Origin of the sequence: Hymenobacter lutimineralis (assembly GCF_008271285.1) — a bacterium.
Lineage (GTDB): Bacteria > Bacteroidota > Bacteroidia > Cytophagales > Hymenobacteraceae > Hymenobacter > Hymenobacter lutimineralis.
In genome coordinates, this window is sequence record NZ_VTHL01000013.1 from 47,842 (window position 1) to 62,592 (window position 14,751).

Annotated in this window: 16 protein-coding genes; 14 read left to right on the forward strand and 2 right to left on the reverse strand. The window is 58.9% G+C overall.

Annotated features, from left to right (window positions below; translation table 11 throughout):
• The first annotated feature begins 97 nt into the window (after positions 1-97).
• The 12 genes from hisC to FY528_RS12945 all read left to right on the forward strand — a co-directional run bounded on the left by hisC (position 98) and on the right by FY528_RS12945 (position 9,506).
• Positions 98-1,150, forward strand: a complete 1,053-nt coding sequence (gene hisC / locus FY528_RS12890; RefSeq protein ID WP_149071431.1) for a histidinol-phosphate transaminase — start codon at positions 98-100, stop codon at positions 1,148-1,150.
• 3 nt (positions 1,151-1,153) lie between these two features.
• Positions 1,154-1,555, forward strand: a complete 402-nt coding sequence (locus tag FY528_RS12895; protein ID WP_149071432.1) for a hypothetical protein — start codon at positions 1,154-1,156, stop codon at positions 1,553-1,555.
• 6 nt (positions 1,556-1,561) lie between these two features.
• Positions 1,562-2,014: an AAA family ATPase gene (locus tag FY528_RS12900; RefSeq protein WP_149071433.1), complete on the forward strand. Its 453-nt coding sequence runs from the start codon at positions 1,562-1,564 to the stop codon at positions 2,012-2,014.
• The gene (locus FY528_RS12905; protein ID WP_149071434.1) at positions 2,001-2,765 is read left to right on the forward strand and encodes a tRNA(His) guanylyltransferase Thg1 family protein; all 765 of its coding nucleotides are present in this window, start codon (positions 2,001-2,003) and stop codon (positions 2,763-2,765) included. Before FY528_RS12900 ends, FY528_RS12905 begins: the two co-directional genes overlap by 14 nt.
• Before the next feature lie 70 nt (positions 2,766-2,835).
• Positions 2,836-3,948: a bifunctional histidinol-phosphatase/imidazoleglycerol-phosphate dehydratase HisB gene (hisB, locus tag FY528_RS12910; protein ID WP_149071435.1), complete on the forward strand. Its 1,113-nt coding sequence runs from the start codon at positions 2,836-2,838 to the stop codon at positions 3,946-3,948.
• A 240-nt stretch (positions 3,949-4,188) separates the two neighbouring features.
• Positions 4,189-4,779, forward strand: a complete 591-nt coding sequence (hisH, locus tag FY528_RS12915; RefSeq protein WP_149071436.1) for an imidazole glycerol phosphate synthase subunit HisH — start codon at positions 4,189-4,191, stop codon at positions 4,777-4,779.
• A gap of 163 nt (positions 4,780-4,942) precedes the next feature.
• Entirely contained in the window at positions 4,943-5,659 is a 717-nt protein-coding gene (gene hisA, locus FY528_RS12920; RefSeq protein WP_149071517.1) for a 1-(5-phosphoribosyl)-5-[(5-phosphoribosylamino)methylideneamino]imidazole-4-carboxamide isomerase, read from the forward strand.
• A gap of 144 nt (positions 5,660-5,803) precedes the next feature.
• Positions 5,804-6,562, forward strand: a complete 759-nt coding sequence (hisF, locus tag FY528_RS12925) for an imidazole glycerol phosphate synthase subunit HisF (protein WP_149071437.1) — start codon at positions 5,804-5,806, stop codon at positions 6,560-6,562.
• 99 nt (positions 6,563-6,661) lie between these two features.
• Positions 6,662-7,300 (forward strand): bifunctional phosphoribosyl-AMP cyclohydrolase/phosphoribosyl-ATP diphosphatase HisIE, encoded by a 639-nt coding sequence (hisIE, locus tag FY528_RS12930; protein WP_149071438.1) that lies wholly within the window; start codon positions 6,662-6,664, stop codon positions 7,298-7,300.
• A gap of 99 nt (positions 7,301-7,399) precedes the next feature.
• Positions 7,400-7,942, forward strand: coding sequence for a GNAT family N-acetyltransferase (locus tag FY528_RS12935; protein ID WP_149071439.1), 543 nt, complete (start codon positions 7,400-7,402; stop codon positions 7,940-7,942).
• A gap of 108 nt (positions 7,943-8,050) precedes the next feature.
• Positions 8,051-8,830, forward strand: coding sequence for a glycosyltransferase family 2 protein (locus tag FY528_RS12940; protein ID WP_149071440.1), 780 nt, complete (start codon positions 8,051-8,053; stop codon positions 8,828-8,830).
• Between the two features lie 7 nt (positions 8,831-8,837).
• A complete protein-coding gene (locus tag FY528_RS12945) occupies positions 8,838-9,506 on the forward strand; it encodes a lipid-A-disaccharide synthase N-terminal domain-containing protein (RefSeq protein ID WP_149071441.1) in 669 nt (222 codons plus the stop codon).
• On the opposite strand, the gene FY528_RS12950 is transcribed toward FY528_RS12945, so the two are convergent.
• The gene (locus FY528_RS12950; RefSeq protein WP_149071442.1) at positions 9,503-10,489 is read right to left on the reverse strand and encodes a GDP-mannose 4,6-dehydratase; all 987 of its coding nucleotides are present in this window, start codon (positions 10,487-10,489) and stop codon (positions 9,503-9,505) included. The two genes, FY528_RS12945 and FY528_RS12950, sit on opposite strands and share 4 nt — an antisense overlap.
• Positions 10,490-10,683: 194 nt before the next feature.
• On the opposite strand from FY528_RS12950, the gene FY528_RS12955 reads away from it, so the two are divergent.
• A complete protein-coding gene (locus tag FY528_RS12955) occupies positions 10,684-11,514 on the forward strand; it encodes a glycerophosphodiester phosphodiesterase (protein WP_168679711.1) in 831 nt (276 codons plus the stop codon).
• A gap of 45 nt (positions 11,515-11,559) precedes the next feature.
• The gene (locus tag FY528_RS12960; protein ID WP_149071444.1) at positions 11,560-13,245 is read left to right on the forward strand and encodes an ArnT family glycosyltransferase; all 1,686 of its coding nucleotides are present in this window, start codon (positions 11,560-11,562) and stop codon (positions 13,243-13,245) included.
• Between the two features lie 33 nt (positions 13,246-13,278).
• On the opposite strand, the gene FY528_RS12965 is transcribed toward FY528_RS12960, so the two are convergent.
• The gene (locus FY528_RS12965) at positions 13,279-14,463 is read right to left on the reverse strand and encodes a hypothetical protein (RefSeq protein ID WP_149071445.1); all 1,185 of its coding nucleotides are present in this window, start codon (positions 14,461-14,463) and stop codon (positions 13,279-13,281) included.
• Positions 14,464-14,751 lie beyond the last annotated feature (288 nt).

Here is a 14,751-nt window from a genome sequence, read left to right on the forward strand (position 1 = left end):
TCGAAGGACCTTATCACGCCAGAACCAGACGTTCGGTAGTAACACAGACGTGATAAGGTCCTTCGCTCTGCTCAGGATGACAATAAGAAACCAACCGATGTTCAACCTTGATAGCCTCGTACGCCCCAACATCCGGGGCATGAAGCCCTACTCGTCGGCCCGCGACGAATTTCAGGGCGAGGCCCAGGTCATGCTCGACGCCAACGAGAACAGCCTCGGCAGCGCCGGCCCCGACCAGTTCAACCGCTACCCCGATCCGCTGCAGCGCGCCGTGAAGCAGGAGTTGGCCCAGCTCAAAGCCGTGCGCCCCGAGCAGATTTTCCTCGGCAACGGCTCCGATGAGGCCATCGACCTGCTGGTGCGCCTCACCTGCGTGCCCGGCCACGACAGCCTGCTCATCCTGCCGCCCACCTACGGCATGTACGAGGTGGCCGCCAACCTGAATGACGTGCGCGTGGAGCGCCTGCAACTGAAGCCCGACTTCCAGCTCTCGTCCGAAATCGTGGCCGGCGTGCTGGCTTCCGACGCCAAAATCGTGTGGCTCTGCTCGCCCAATAACCCCACCGGCAACCTGCTCCACGCCGAGTACATGGAGGAAATTCTGCGCGGGTTCCGCGGGCTGGTAGTGGTAGATGAGGCCTACGCCGATTTCGCCGCCGCCCCCAGCTGGACCACCCGTCTGGCCGAATTCCCCAACCTGGTGGTGCTGCAGACCTTCTCGAAGGCCTGGGGTCTGGCCGGCCTGCGCCTGGGTATGGCTTTCGCCTCGCCGGAAATCATCGGCTACCTCAACAAAATCAAGCCGCCGTATAACGTGTCGGAAGCCACCCAGCAGCACGCCCTGGCCGCCCTGCGCGACGCGCCCCGTTTCGAGGAGCTGCGCCGGCAGCTGCTGGTGAGCCGCGACTGGCTGCGGGAGCGTCTGCCCGCGCTGCCCATTGTGACAGAGGTATTCCCCTCGGATGCCAACTTCCTGCTGGTCCGTTTCCATCCCGATGCCACGGCCGTGTACGATTTCCTGGTAGCCCGGGGCATCATCGTGCGTAACCGCACCACCCAGCCCGGCTGCGCCGGCACGCTCCGCCTTACCGTGGGCACCCCCGCTGAGAACGAGCAGCTGCTCCGGGCCCTGCGGGAGTTTGCGGGGTAGTATATGACCTCTTATAGTGAGTACATCGGTGACGGGATTGTCAAGAAGCTGGAAGTCGACTTCAACGTTAAACGCATAACCATAGAACTGGAGCGTTGGCAAAGCGAAGATGAGCCCGAGAAGATTATGGCTGCTTTTTCAGGTGTCGAGCTTCAAGAGTTCTGGGACTTTGGCCATACGACGATTCTCTTTGATTTGAGAGAAGTTGATTCTTTCAGTGAGTTGATGCATTGGCATGCTAATTACTTTCACAGAATGCGAAAGTACCTATCAAGTGGTCTGGTGGATGAAATAACCTCAAACACTACAAACCGATATTTCTCCTTTGAATCGACTTGTGGATTTGAAGGATTTATTATCTGTAAAGAGTTTCAGTTGTCGAATTCACTCACCACTTACAGCTAAAGAATAATGCAGCTCGTGCTGTTCTGCGGAATCCAGGCCACCGGAAAATCGACGTTTTACCAACAGCGGTTTTTCCACTCCCATGTGCGCATCAGCATGGACCTGCTGCGCACGCGCCACCGGGAACGGCGGTTGCTGGAGTTGTGCCTGGAAACTCAGCAACGTTGCGTGATAGATAATACGAACCCCACGCAGGCCGAGCGGGCGGTGTACATAGCGGCGGCTCGGGCGGCGGGGTTCGAAGTGGTTGGCTATTTTTTTCAGTCGGTGGCGGCGGAAGCACAAGTGCGCAACCTGCAGCGTCCGCCGGAGCGGCAGGTGCCAGATAAAGGTATTCGCGCCACCCGTAACCGGCTGGAGCTACCCACCCGCGCCGAAGGCTTCGACCAGCTTTACTTTGTGCGCCCGCTCGGCAATCAGGAGTTTGACGTGACCAACTGGCAGGATGAAATTCAATGACCTCGACGCGCGAATGCGCGTGTTTGAAACCTCCCACGACCACTGCGCGCTGCCCGGCCTGTACCTGGTGGCCCGCTTAGATGGGCGCGGCTTCACCCGCCTAACTAAGGAAGTACACCCGTTTGAGGCGCCCTTCGACGAACGGATGCGCGACTATATGGCCGAAACCACCCGCCATCTGCTGGATTGTGGTTTCCGGATGGTGTATGGCTTTACCCAGAGCGACGAAATTTCCCTGTTGCTGCACCCCACCGAGGATTCGTTTGGGCGTAAGCTGCGCAAGTACACCTCCGTGCTGGCGGGTGAGGCCTCGGCCAAATTCTCTCTCTTGCTGGGCAATATAGGGGTGTTCGACTGCCGCATTTCCCAACTGCCGCGCCGACAGGACGTGGTCGATTACTTCCGGTGGCGGCAGGAAGACGCGGCCCGCAACTCTCTCAATGCGCATTGCTACTGGCTGCTCCGCAAGCAGGGCCGCACCGTGGCAGAAGCTACGGCCCAGGTGAAGGGCCAGCGTACCGCTACCAAGCACGATTTGCTGTTCGCGCACGGCATTAACTATAATGAGTTGCCGTCCTGGCAAAAACGTGGGCTTGGGGTGTATTGGGAAGAGTACCTAAAAGTTGGCTTCAACCCGCACACCCAGGAGCTCGTGAAGACAACCCGCCGCCGGCTCGCGCTCAATCTGGAGCTGCCGCTGGGTGAGGCGTATGCCGAGTTCATCCAGAATCTTTTATCTGCGGCCGACTAAGGCCGAAACTGTTTCTTTGTCTACTCTCAGGTCGTCCGGCCGCAGCAGTCCGGGACCAAGTTTCTTCTTCATGAAAAAAGTACTCTTCATTGACCGCGACGGCACCATCCTCATCGAGCCGCCGACGGATTTCCAGGTGGACGCGCTGACGCGGGAAAAATTTCAGTTTGTGCCCGGTGCCATCACTGGCCTCTCGCGCATTGCCCGCGAGCTGGATTACGAGCTGGTGCTGGTGAGCAACCAGGACGGCCTGGGCACCGAGAGCTTTCCGGAGGAGACTTTCTGGCCGGCGCACACCATGATGCTCGACGTGCTGCGCTCGGAAGGAGTGGAGTTCGTGCGGGAGCACATCGACCGGAGCTTCCCCCACGAGAACCTGCCCACCCGCAAGCCCGGCACCGGCATGCTCACCCAATACCTGGGCGAGGGCAGCGGCTATGACCTGAAAAATTCCTTCGTCATCGGCGACCGGCTGACTGACGTGGAGCTGGCCCAGAACCTGGGTTGCCAGTCCATCCTGCTGAAGCCAGAAGGGGAGGGCGACGAGCTTGCCGCGCTGACCACCATGAGCTGGGAAAAAATATACCAGTTCCTACGGCTGCCCGCCCGCACCGCCGTGGTACAACGCGACACGAACGAAACCAAAATCCGCATCGAGCTGAACCTCGACGGCAACGGCCGCCCCGAGATGCACACCGGCCTGGGCTTCTTCGACCACATGCTCGACCAGCTCAGCAAGCACTCGGGCGTGGATATGAAAATCACCGTGCAGGGCGACCTGCACATCGACGAGCACCACACCATCGAGGACACGGCCATTGCCCTGGGCGAAGCCTTCACCCAGGCTCTCGGCGACAAGCGCGGCCTGGCCCGCTACGGCTTCCTGCTGCCCATGGACGATGTGCTGGCCCAAGCCGCCATCGACTTCTCGGGCCGCCCCTGGATTGTGTGGGACGCCGAGTTCAAGCGCGAGAAAGTAGGAGATATGCCGTGCGAAATGTTTTACCATTTCTTCAAGAGCTTCTCCGATGCTGCCCGCTGCAACCTCAACATCAAAGCCGAGGGGCAGAATGAGCATCACAAGATCGAAGCTATTTTCAAGGCCGTAGCCAAGTCCATCAAAATGGCCCTGGTGCGCGACGCCGGCCGCATGGAAATCCCCAGCACGAAAGGCATTCTGTAGTTTATCCATTTGTTTATACAAATGGATAAACAGTTGTCGGAATGTGCGTTGCGGGCACAGCTTTCATTCTAAGTGGTGCGAAGAACCTTAGAACACCGGAACTAACCGCTCATACGTGGTAAAGTCCTGCGACCTAGCTTGATGCGCGACATGCTCAGGATGATAACTGGTAAGTCTAAATAGCTTTACACATTTGTTTAAACATAAGTATAAACACTCGATGACTTCTAATATTCTCAAATGGAAATAGCCATCATTGATTACAAAGGCGGCAATGTGCAGTCGGTGCTGTTTGCGCTGGAACGGCTGGGCGTGCAGGCCACGCTCACGGCCGACCACGACGTGATTCGCCGCGCCGATAAGGTGCTGTTCCCGGGTGAGGGCGAGGCCGCCTCCGCCATGCGGGAGCTGCGCGCCCAGGGCTTGCACGAGCTGCTGCCCACGCTCAAGCAGCCGTTCCTGGGCATCTGTCTGGGCATGCAGCTGCTGGGTCGCCACACCCAGGAAGGAGGAGGCACCGAGCTGCTCGGGATTCTGCCCTTCGACGTGGTGCGGTTCCCGGCCACGCCGGAGTACAAAGTGCCGCACATGGGCTGGAACAACCTGCAGGCCTTGCGTGGTCCGCTGTTCGAAGGACTCAGCGCCGAGGACTACGTGTACTTCGTGCACAGCTACTACGCCCCGGTGGGTGAGTACACCATTGCCGAGGCCGCGTACCCCGCGCCGTTCAGCGCCGCCGTGCAGCACGAGAACTTCTACGCCGCGCAGTTCCACACCGAAAAGAGCGGCCCCGTCGGTACCCGTATCCTGGAAAACTTTCTCAAGCTGTAAGCCCGTGATAAAAGAACGGCCATGCTGAGCGGAGTCGAAGCATCGCTACCGCTTCGTTGCAGTAGTAATTCAACGAGGCGGTAGCGATGCTTCGGCTGCGCCTCCGGCTTCGCGCAGCATGACGTTCTGTTGTTCCGCTACCAGCACCAAGCTCAAAACCTACATGGAAATCATTCCCGCTATTGACCTTATAGGCGGCCAGTGCGTGCGCCTGACGGAGGGCGACTTTGCCCAGCAGACCACTTACGATGCCGATCCACTGGCCGTGGCCCAACGCTTCGAGGCCGCCGGCGTGAAACGCCTGCACTTGGTGGACCTCGACGGGGCCCGCGCCAAGCGCCCCGTAAATCTGCCCGTGCTGGAGCGCATTGCCCGCCACACCAGCCTGCACATCGACTTCGGGGGCGGGCTGCAGAGCGAGGACGCCGTGCGCCAGGCCTTCGACGCCGGAGCCCGGCAGATTACCGCCGGTAGCATTGCCGTGCGCGAGCCGGAAACGGTGAACGGCTGGCTCCGCACGTTCGGGGCCGACCAGATCATCATCGGGGCCGACTACCGCGACAACCATATTTCCATCAACGCCTGGGCCGAGCAGAGCGAACGGACCCTGCGCGAGTTCTTGGAGGGCTACCTGGCCAGCGGGGCCACCACCTTCATCTGCACTGACGTGAGCAAGGACGGCAAGCTACAGGGCCCGTCATTGGCTACGTACACCGAGCTGCGCGAGCAGCTGCCCGCCGCCCGCCTCATTGCCAGCGGTGGCGTAACCACCATTGCCGACGTGGAGGCCCTGGCCGCCGTGGGCATGCACGGGGCCATCATCGGCAAAGCCATCTACGAAGGCACCATCACGCTGGAGCAGCTGCAGCCCTGGCTGTAAGAGTAATTTGACTGGTTCTTTTGTCATCCTGAGCGGAGCGAAGGACCTTATCACGTTTGGAGGATGCAGCACAACGGTTTCGTGCTGGCGTGAGTAGGTCCTTCGCTCCGCTCAGGATCACACAGTATTCTTCAACAACCAAGCATGCTAACCAAACGAATCATACCCTGCCTCGACGTGAAGGACGGGCGCACCGTGAAAGGGGTGCGCTTCGAGGGCCTGCGCGACGCCGGCGACCCGGTGGCTTTGGCCGCCCGCTACGCCCGCGAGGGCGCCGACGAGCTGGTGTTCCTCGATATAACCGCTACCAACCAGAAGCGCGCCACGCTGGTGGCCCTGGTGCGCGACGTGGCCCGCGAGCTGGACATTCCGTTCACTGTGGGCGGCGGCATCGGCACCGTGTCCGACGTAGAAGCCCTGCTGATGAACGGAGCCGACAAAGTGAGCATCAACTCGGCCGCTCTGGCGCGCCCCGAGCTGATTGACGAGCTGGCCGCCCGCTTCGGGTCCCAATGCATCGTGGTGGCCGCCGATGCCCGCTACCATGTGCCCGGAGGTTGGCAGATTTATACCCGCGCCGGCACCCACAACACCGGCCGCGACGCGGTGCAGTGGTGCCGGGAAGCCGCCGAGCGGGGCGCGGGCGAAATCCTGCTAACCTCCATGAGCAATGACGGCACCAAGGACGGCTTCGCGCTGGACATCACCGGGGCCGTGAGTCGGGCCGTAACCATCCCGGTAGTAGCCTCGGGCGGTGCCGGCTCCAAGCAGGATTTCACCAACGTATTCCAACAGGCCCACGCCGACGCCGGCCTCGCCGCCAGCATCTTCCACTTCGGCGAAATCGGCATCCGCGAGCTGAAAGAACACCTGCGCCAGGACGGCATTGCCGTGCGGCTGTAATAGTAGTAGTGAGTAGTTGGTATTGAGTAGTGAGAAACTACTTACTGTACATCAAACCGATTACTCATTACTCAATACCAACTACTCACTACTAATCCAATGGATTTTGCCAAAATGCCCGATGGGCTGATTCCGGTGATTGTGCAGGATGCTCACACGGGGCAGGTACTGATGCTGGGCTACCAGAACGAGGAAGCGCAGCGCGTGACCCGCCAGACCGGTCGCGTGACGTTCTTCTCCCGCTCCAAGCAGCGCCTCTGGACCAAGGGCGAAACGTCCGGGAACTACCTCACCGTGGTGAGTGAGCACGAGGACTGCGACCAGGACGCCCTGCTCATCCTGGCCCGCCCCGACGGCCCCACCTGCCACCGGGGTACCACCAGCTGCTTCGAGCAGCCTCAGCAGACGCGTTACCCGGCTCCGGCCGTGAGCTTCGTGGCGGAGCTGGAGCGCCTGGTACAGCGCCGCTACCAGCACCCCGACGAGGACCCCAAGTCGTACACCGCCTCCCTGTTCCGCAAGGGCATGCCCAAAATTGCCCAGAAAGTGGGAGAGGAGGCCGTGGAAACCGTCATCGACGCGGTGGGTGGCAACTTGGAGGGCCTGAAAGGCGAAGCCGCCGACCTGCTGTACCATTTGTTGGTACTGCTGACAGCCTCCGGACTTTCCATGGAAGACGTAGTGGACGTGCTCAAGCAGCGCCACACCACCATTTCCGGCGGGGTGCGGCGGGAGTAACGTCCTTCCCTTTTATACAAATTCGAAAACGCTGCCCGAGCCTTCCTTAGGTTCGGGCAGCGTTTTTCCATTTCTTCAACTCGGCCAGTTACGTTTCTAATGCCCTCTACCGCTATCCAGTTATTACCCCTGCGAATTGACCAGGCTGAAATCTTCCACCGCTGGCTGCAGGACCCGGAGGTTATTCTTTACTCATTGAATGTTTTCCAGCAGATGGATTCACTGGCGAAGGTTGCGCAGTGGCTGGAAGCTACGTTGGCTGATCCGCGCTGCCTGAATCTGGGGGTGTACCTGGCCGATACGCAGGAGTTGATTGGTCACGCCGGTATTACCGGCATTTCCACGGTCAATCAGGCGGGAGAATATTTCATTCTGCTGGGCGAAAAGCAGTACTGGGGCCAGGGAATTGCCACGGAGGTAACCCGGCAGGTGGTGGCGCAGGGGTTTGCGGAGCTGGGCCTGAACCGGATTATGCTCACGGTTTCGGAGCCCAACCAGGGCGGCGTGAAAGCGTACCAGCGAGCCGGTTTTCAGCTGGAGGGCCGGCTGCGGCAGGCTTGCTTCCGCAATGGAAGCTTTCATGATAAGCTGGTGATGTCGTTGCTGCGGGATGAATGGAGCGCTTCGCTAATAGGGGAGTAATGCCCTCCAAAAGCGGCCGAACCCATCCGTTCGGCCGCTTTTGCGTATGGTCAGGTACCTTGCTCAAAACCTTGCGTACCTTGCGCCCTGCTTTACCCCGTTGTTTCTATGTCTGCTGCTCCCGACCGTGCTGCCTACCTCGCCTCCCAAAGTCTGACGGTGCTCGTGCCCGTCTATAATGAAGAAGAAAGCCTGGGGCAGTTTGTGGTGGAGATGGACAAGTTCCTGGCCGAAACGCCGGTGGCCACTACCGTGCTGTTTGTAAACGATGGTTCTACCGACGGCTCCGTGGCCATCCTGCGCGAGGTATGCCGGCAGAAGCCCCAGTACGAGTTTATCAGCCTGAGCCAGAACCGGGGCCTGAGCACCGCCGTGAAAGCCGGCATCGACCACGCCCGCACCACGCTCATCGGCTATATCGACTCCGACATCCAGACCACCCCGCTCGATTTCCTGACCTTTTTTGAGTTCCTGCCGGAGTTCGACATGGTAAACGGCATCCGGGCCAAGCGCCAGGATACGTTTGTGAAGAAGATGTCGTCCCTGATTGCCAACACCGTGCGCCGCACGCTCATTAACGACGGCATTCAGGATACGGGCTGCCCGCTGAAAATCATCAAAACCGAGCATGCCCGTCGCATTCCGCTATTTCACGGGATGCACCGCTTCCTGGGGGCGCTGGTGCAGCTGCAGGGCGGCAAAGTCAAGCAGCTGCCGGTGCGCCACTTCCCGCGGTTTGCGGGCACGGCCAAGTACAACCTCTGGAACCGGGCCTGGAAGCCGCTGGTGGACACGTTCGGCTTCCGCTGGATCCGCAGCCGCTGGAAGAACTATGAAATCGGGGAGGCCCACCGCCAGCAGACTGAGGCAGTAGGCGCAGGCAAGTAACCGGGGTATGACGTCGCAAACAGTTGCCTTGGGCATTGGGCTGGTTTCGCAGCTGCTGTTTTCCAGCCGCATTGTGCTGCAGTGGATTCAGAGCGAGCGGGCCAAGCGGGTGCTGGTGCCCACGCTGTTCTGGCAGATCAGCCTAATTTCCTCGTTTCTGATGATAGTGTACGGCATCCTGCGTCACGACCCGGTGATTCTGGGGGCGCAGGTAATCAGCTACGCCATCTATATTCGGAACCTGCAGCTGCTGAAAGAGTGGGACAAGCTGAATCCCTGGTTTCGGGCCGGGGCCTACGTATTTCCGGTGGCCATGCTGGCCTGGTTTGTGGCCGGCAATCAGCACTTCAGCCTGCGGGCCATGCTTAGCAGCCGCATTCCGGCCGGGCTGCTGGCGCTGGGGGTTGTGGGCCAGGTGATTTTCCTGCTGCGCTTTGTTTACCAGTGGATTTACTCCGAGCGTAAGGGGGAGTCCACGCTGCCGCTGAGCTTCTGGGTTATCAGCTTCGTGGGCTCGGTACTAATCTTGGTGTATGCTTTCCTGCGCTGGGATGCCGTGCTGATTATTGGCAACGTGTTCGGGACGGTTGTGTACGCGCGCAATATTGTGCTGCTGCGCCGCGAAGCCCGCGCCACCAAATCACCGCGCGTATCTAAGAAAGCCACGCCGGTTTAACGGGGGCCGGCTGCTGCTTCCTCCAACGTGAGCCAGTGCACAAAGGCCTGAAGCCCCTGGGCAAGCGTGGTGCGGGGGGAGTAGCCCAGCAGGCGCTGCGCCTTGGCAATGTCGGCGTAGGTTACGTCCACGTCCCCGGGCTGCATGGGCTGAAAGGAGAGCTGCGGCTCCCGGCCCACGGCTTCACCCACGGCCTGAATCAGCTCCAGCAACGAAACCGGGCGGTTGTTGCCCAGGTTGATGGTTTCGTAAACGCCCGTATGCCCGAGCAGGTAGGCTACCCCCTGGGCAATGCCGGCCACGGTGTCCAGCACGAAGGTGTAGTCGCGGGCCGAGGTGCCGTTTCCGAAAACCGGTATAGGCTGGCCGGCGTGCAGCAGCCGCACAAACTTGTGAATGGCCAGATCGGGGCGTTGGCGCGGCCCGTATACGGTGAAGAACCGGGCGTTGAGCACATCCAGGCCGTGCAGATGATGGTAAGTGTAGGTGAGCTGCTCGCCGGCTAGCTTGGAGGCCGCGTACGGCGAAATGCAGGTGGCCAGCAAATTCATGTCCTCCCGGAAAGGCTGCTCCCGCGTATTGCCGTACACCGAAGACGACGACGCAAAGAAAAGCTTCTGAATGCCGCGCAGCCGCATCCATTCCAGCAGATGAGTAGTACCCACTACATTGTTTTCCAGGTAAGCAACTGGTTCCCTGACGGAGGGGCCCACCCCGGCTTTGGCCGCCAGGTGCACCACCACGTCCACGGGGTCGGCGGGCAGGGCATCCACCAGGCCATCCAGCCCCCGCCGGAGGTCTACTTCGTGGAAGTGGAAGCGGGGATGGTGGCTACAGCTACCCAGATTTCGCTCTTTTTGGGCGCGGTCGTAAAAAGGGTCGAAATTGTCGAGCCCAGTTACGCGGTGGCCCTGCTCCAGCAGTAGCTCCACCAGATGCGAACCAATAAACCCAGCGCAACCAGTAACCAGAACAGACGCCATTGGCAGTAAATAAACAGGAGGGAAGCCTCCCCACAGAAAAACAGTATGCCCGCAAAGGTAGCCGAATTTACTACCCGGATGCGGCCGCTTGCCTCCGCGAATGCCGCCTGAAACCACTGGTAGGCGCCCGGAATGCCCTATTGAGCCTCCTGCTGAGCTTGTGCGGGGTTCTGCCGGCCCTGGCTCAGGTCCGGATGCCCTTGCCCCTGAGCCAGGTACAGATTCTGGGCCATGCCGGCGCCGGCTTTTTTACGCCTATCCATCCGTTCAATTCGTCGCCGCCCAGCTCGTGGCGCGGCATCCGGTGGGCGCTGGAACATGGGGCCGATGGCGTCGAAATGGATGTGCAGCTTAGTCAGGACAGCGTTTTGGTGCTGTATCACAATACGAACCTACCCTCCATGACCACGGCGCGCACCGGCTGCGTGAGTACCACCGCGGCCGCTACCCTCACCGGCCTGCGTTACCGGGGCGGGTGGCCCTACGACTGGCTGCAGCGGGAGCGGCCCCAGCGCCTGGACTCGGTACTCAGCCGTTTGGCGCGTCGGGCGGTATTTCCGCTCATCCACCTGGACCTGCACGAAACCGATGATTGCGCCCGGTATGGGGATGGGCATCGTTCCCGTACTCTGGTGCGCCAGCTTAAGCGTCTGCTGCAGCAATACCGGGTGCCCACCGAGCGGGTGCTGGTCCTGACTAACCAACCCCAAACGCTCGTTTACCTGCGCCAGCAACTACCCCAACTTCCCCTGGGCCTGGAAATCACCGAGGACTTTGCCGGGGGAATGCGCACGGCCCTGGCCGTTGGAGTACAGGCGGTGGTCTTGTCCAAGTATGTAGTAACGCCGGAGTACAGCGCTGCCGCGCACGCGGCCGGGCTGCAGGTGGTTATTTTCGGTGGCCGCTCTCCCCAGGCCATCCGGCGGCTGCTTGCTTCCCAGCCTGATGCTGTGGAGGTTGACAATGTGCGGCAGTTGGTGCGCATGCGCCGCCGCGCCCGCCAGCAAACGACAGAACCTAATTAACCGCCGCGCCAGATCTTCCCCATCTGTCCTATTCCGCACTACCCCATGAAGTACTTGCACACATTCCTGCAAACCCGAATTGGCCGCATTGGCGCCGTGTTGAGCGTGTGCGTATGCAGTTTTTTCGTGCACCTGGGGGCGCCGGAGGCAGGCCTGATGGAAGCCCGCAACTTTGTGGCGGCCCGGGAGATGGTAGCTGGGGGCTCCTGGCTGCTGCCAACAATGAATGGGGCGCTGCGCCTGGCTAAACCCCCGCTGCCAACCTGGGCAGTTGCCGGCGTACAAATGCTCACGGGCCCTACCGATAACCTGGCCGTGCTGCGCTTACCCGCTGCCAGCATGGCTACGCTTCTGGTGTTCTTCTTCTGGGGGCTGGCCCGCGAGTTGACCCGCCGCATGCCGGGTGAGCAGGAGCAACCGGGGCGCACGGCCTGGCTGGCGGCGCTAATGCTGGCCAGCAGCCTTCTGGTCATTACCGTAGGGCGTGACGGTCAGTGGGACATCTTCTCCAATGCCTGGATGGTAGGGTGCCTGTGGTTGCTGACCAGGGCATTACGCACCGGGCAACTGCTCCTTTACGCCACGGCGGGCCTATTGCTGGCCGCCAGCTTTTTAAGTAAAGGCCCCGTCGCGCTGTACGCTTTGCTATTACCCTTTGTGGTAGCATCCTGCACCCCTTGGGGCCTGCGTGGGCAGGTAGCCAAGGGATGGGGGCTAGGGGTAGCTGTTTTCGTGGGCGTGGGCGCGCTGCTAGGTAGCCTCTGGCCCTGGTATGTGTGGGAGCGGGTGCAGCCCGAGGTACTGGCCATAGCCCGGGTAGAAGTGGCTTCGTGGGGGGAGCGGCATGTGCAGCCGGTGAGCTACTACCTTAACTTTCCGGTTTTTACGGGCGTCTGGGCGCTGGCCGCACTGGCGGCGTTGGTAGTTCCCTACGCCCGCGGGCGGGCCGGGCGGTATGTGCCTTATTGGTATGGCCTAGTCTGGTTAGTGCTTACCCTAATCTTTTTAAGTATCGTTCCCGAGAAAAAAGAGCGGTATATGTTACCGTTGATACCGCCGTTGGTACTGCTCTTGGCCGGACTGATTCGCAGCTGGGAACAAGGTAATGCCGACAGTCAGCCGGGGAGCAGTGGGAGGGTAGACGGTCTGCTGCTTAAGACGTGGGGTGGATTGTTGCTGTTGGTTTGCCTGGGGTTGCCGGCAGCTCTGCTGGTTGTCCAGCTACCGGGCTTTCGGCCCACCCAGCTGGCCTTTTGGTTTGTCTGTCTGGGGGCTGCTGGGCTTGGGTATAGGGTTGTCATCCTGGGCTTAATTGGCGGCCGCGCAACGTCGTTGGTGGCCGCCTCTCTGGCGTTGCAATGCGGGCTGCTCGGGTTGCTGATGCCTGCCTATGCGGCTTGGGAAACCCGCAAGGCCGATAGGAGTATCCGGCAAATGGCAGATGTGCGTAAAAAACATGGTGGTCCGGCATATTCCTGGTACAGCCTGTCAGAGATGCAGATTAAGCAGGTGTGGCAGGCTGGCCGGCCCATCCGGCGGTGGCAACCGGATACCACGCAGCTGGGGGCCAAAGCGGCCGTGCTTATTACCGCGCAGCGCCTGCTGCCCACCCATGCGTTAGGACAGCAGGCGCCGGGCTACGCGGTTGCCTTAATCGATAGTTTTTATGTAGGTCGAAACCGGGCCTCAGAGCAACTATTTGTTTTTCGTATTCAAAGAGTGGCTAAATAATTGGCCAAATTCAGGAAGCGTTTAAGACGTCAGCTAGGCAGCACCGCCTAGCTGACGTTTTATTTTTTCCAGCAGGCTATGTACCAGCAGTAAGTCCGATGGGTCCTGAATCGTTAAATCCGTATGTAGGCCTGGTCCACTGATCTGCAGCCTGAATATCACTTCGGGGGTTGATGTACTTGGCTCGGGGCTTTGTGTAGGTATAGGTAGGTTTATACCATTTGGTAAAATCGGGGGGGCAAAGTTACGGTCGCTAGGCTGGGACGGCTGTTGTTTTGATACAAACGGTTGCACGTCTACCAATGAGACTGAATCTTGCGTTGCCTGGTTGCCAGTGTTTCTGGGAAGGTTAAACAACGCCGATATAGGATCCGGTTCTTCAGGTAAAGAGGAGTCAGCGAGTACAAAGCCGGGAGATAATGGTAAACTATTTATAGACTTCTGAGTGGTTGGTTGCGCAGACGGCTGTAATGTTGTTTGGGCCGGCTCGGGGTTGCTATCAGTTGCTCTACGAAAGGAGTTTAGAGGCATTTCACCGGCCGCCAGTTCCCGGCGAGGTCCTTGTTGAGCACTCAGTTGGTCGATGTCGGCAATGATGTTTCGTTCATCAATGAGGTCAACCATTCGGGCCCCCTCTACGAATGCCTTTGCTACGCCCTGGGCGTTTATTTCCTCTACCCCAAATTCCCGGATAAGCATTACGTCGAACATATGCACTGGAAGCTCCCGGTTACGGAACTTGCGACAGATTTGCATGAACAGCGGGGGATGAAGAAATGCCTCTCGGTGGTAAATCTTTTCCTCCTGTTTATCATAGGCATGTTTAATCCTACGGAATAGGTTCGTAGTAGTAAGTAACTCTCGTTTGCTAGTGAGAAGACCAAACTTGACGGCGGATCCTACAATAGCTTTGAAGGAGCCACTCACCTTGCGGTTCAGTTTGCGGGCAGCTGTTTCTAATGCACACTTGCCACCAGTGTCATCAACTACTTCGGCTACTTCCCAAGCGCTGGTATAAGAGGTGCGCGGGTAGTCTATGGTTTTAGGCATAAAAAGCGAATGGAGGAATGAAATGAATGGTGAGACTATAATACGAGTAAAAAGTAAAAACATAGTACATAGTAATAAAAAGTATAAAAAAGTATAAATAAAATGGACTTTTTTATACTTTTTATTACTATGGATGTATATTACTCCCTCAAATTCTGCTAAAATCATCTACTAACCCATTACATCAATAAATAAATACCAAACTAACGGTAAGGCGGGGCAGGAGGGCAGGAGTACGCCGTTTAGAAGGGTAGAGGATAGCTGTTATCTTACTTCTACAGCATCACATTTACTTTCACTTTTGTAGCCTTAAGCAAGGCTGCGCCTAGCACTACAGGCGTAAATCGGCCATGCAGGCAGTGTGTCGATAATCTATTATAATCTATTAGAAACATATCCCGCTATCATGAGCCTAAATAACTTAAAACTCACAGTAACCTCAATCCAACAGTATTT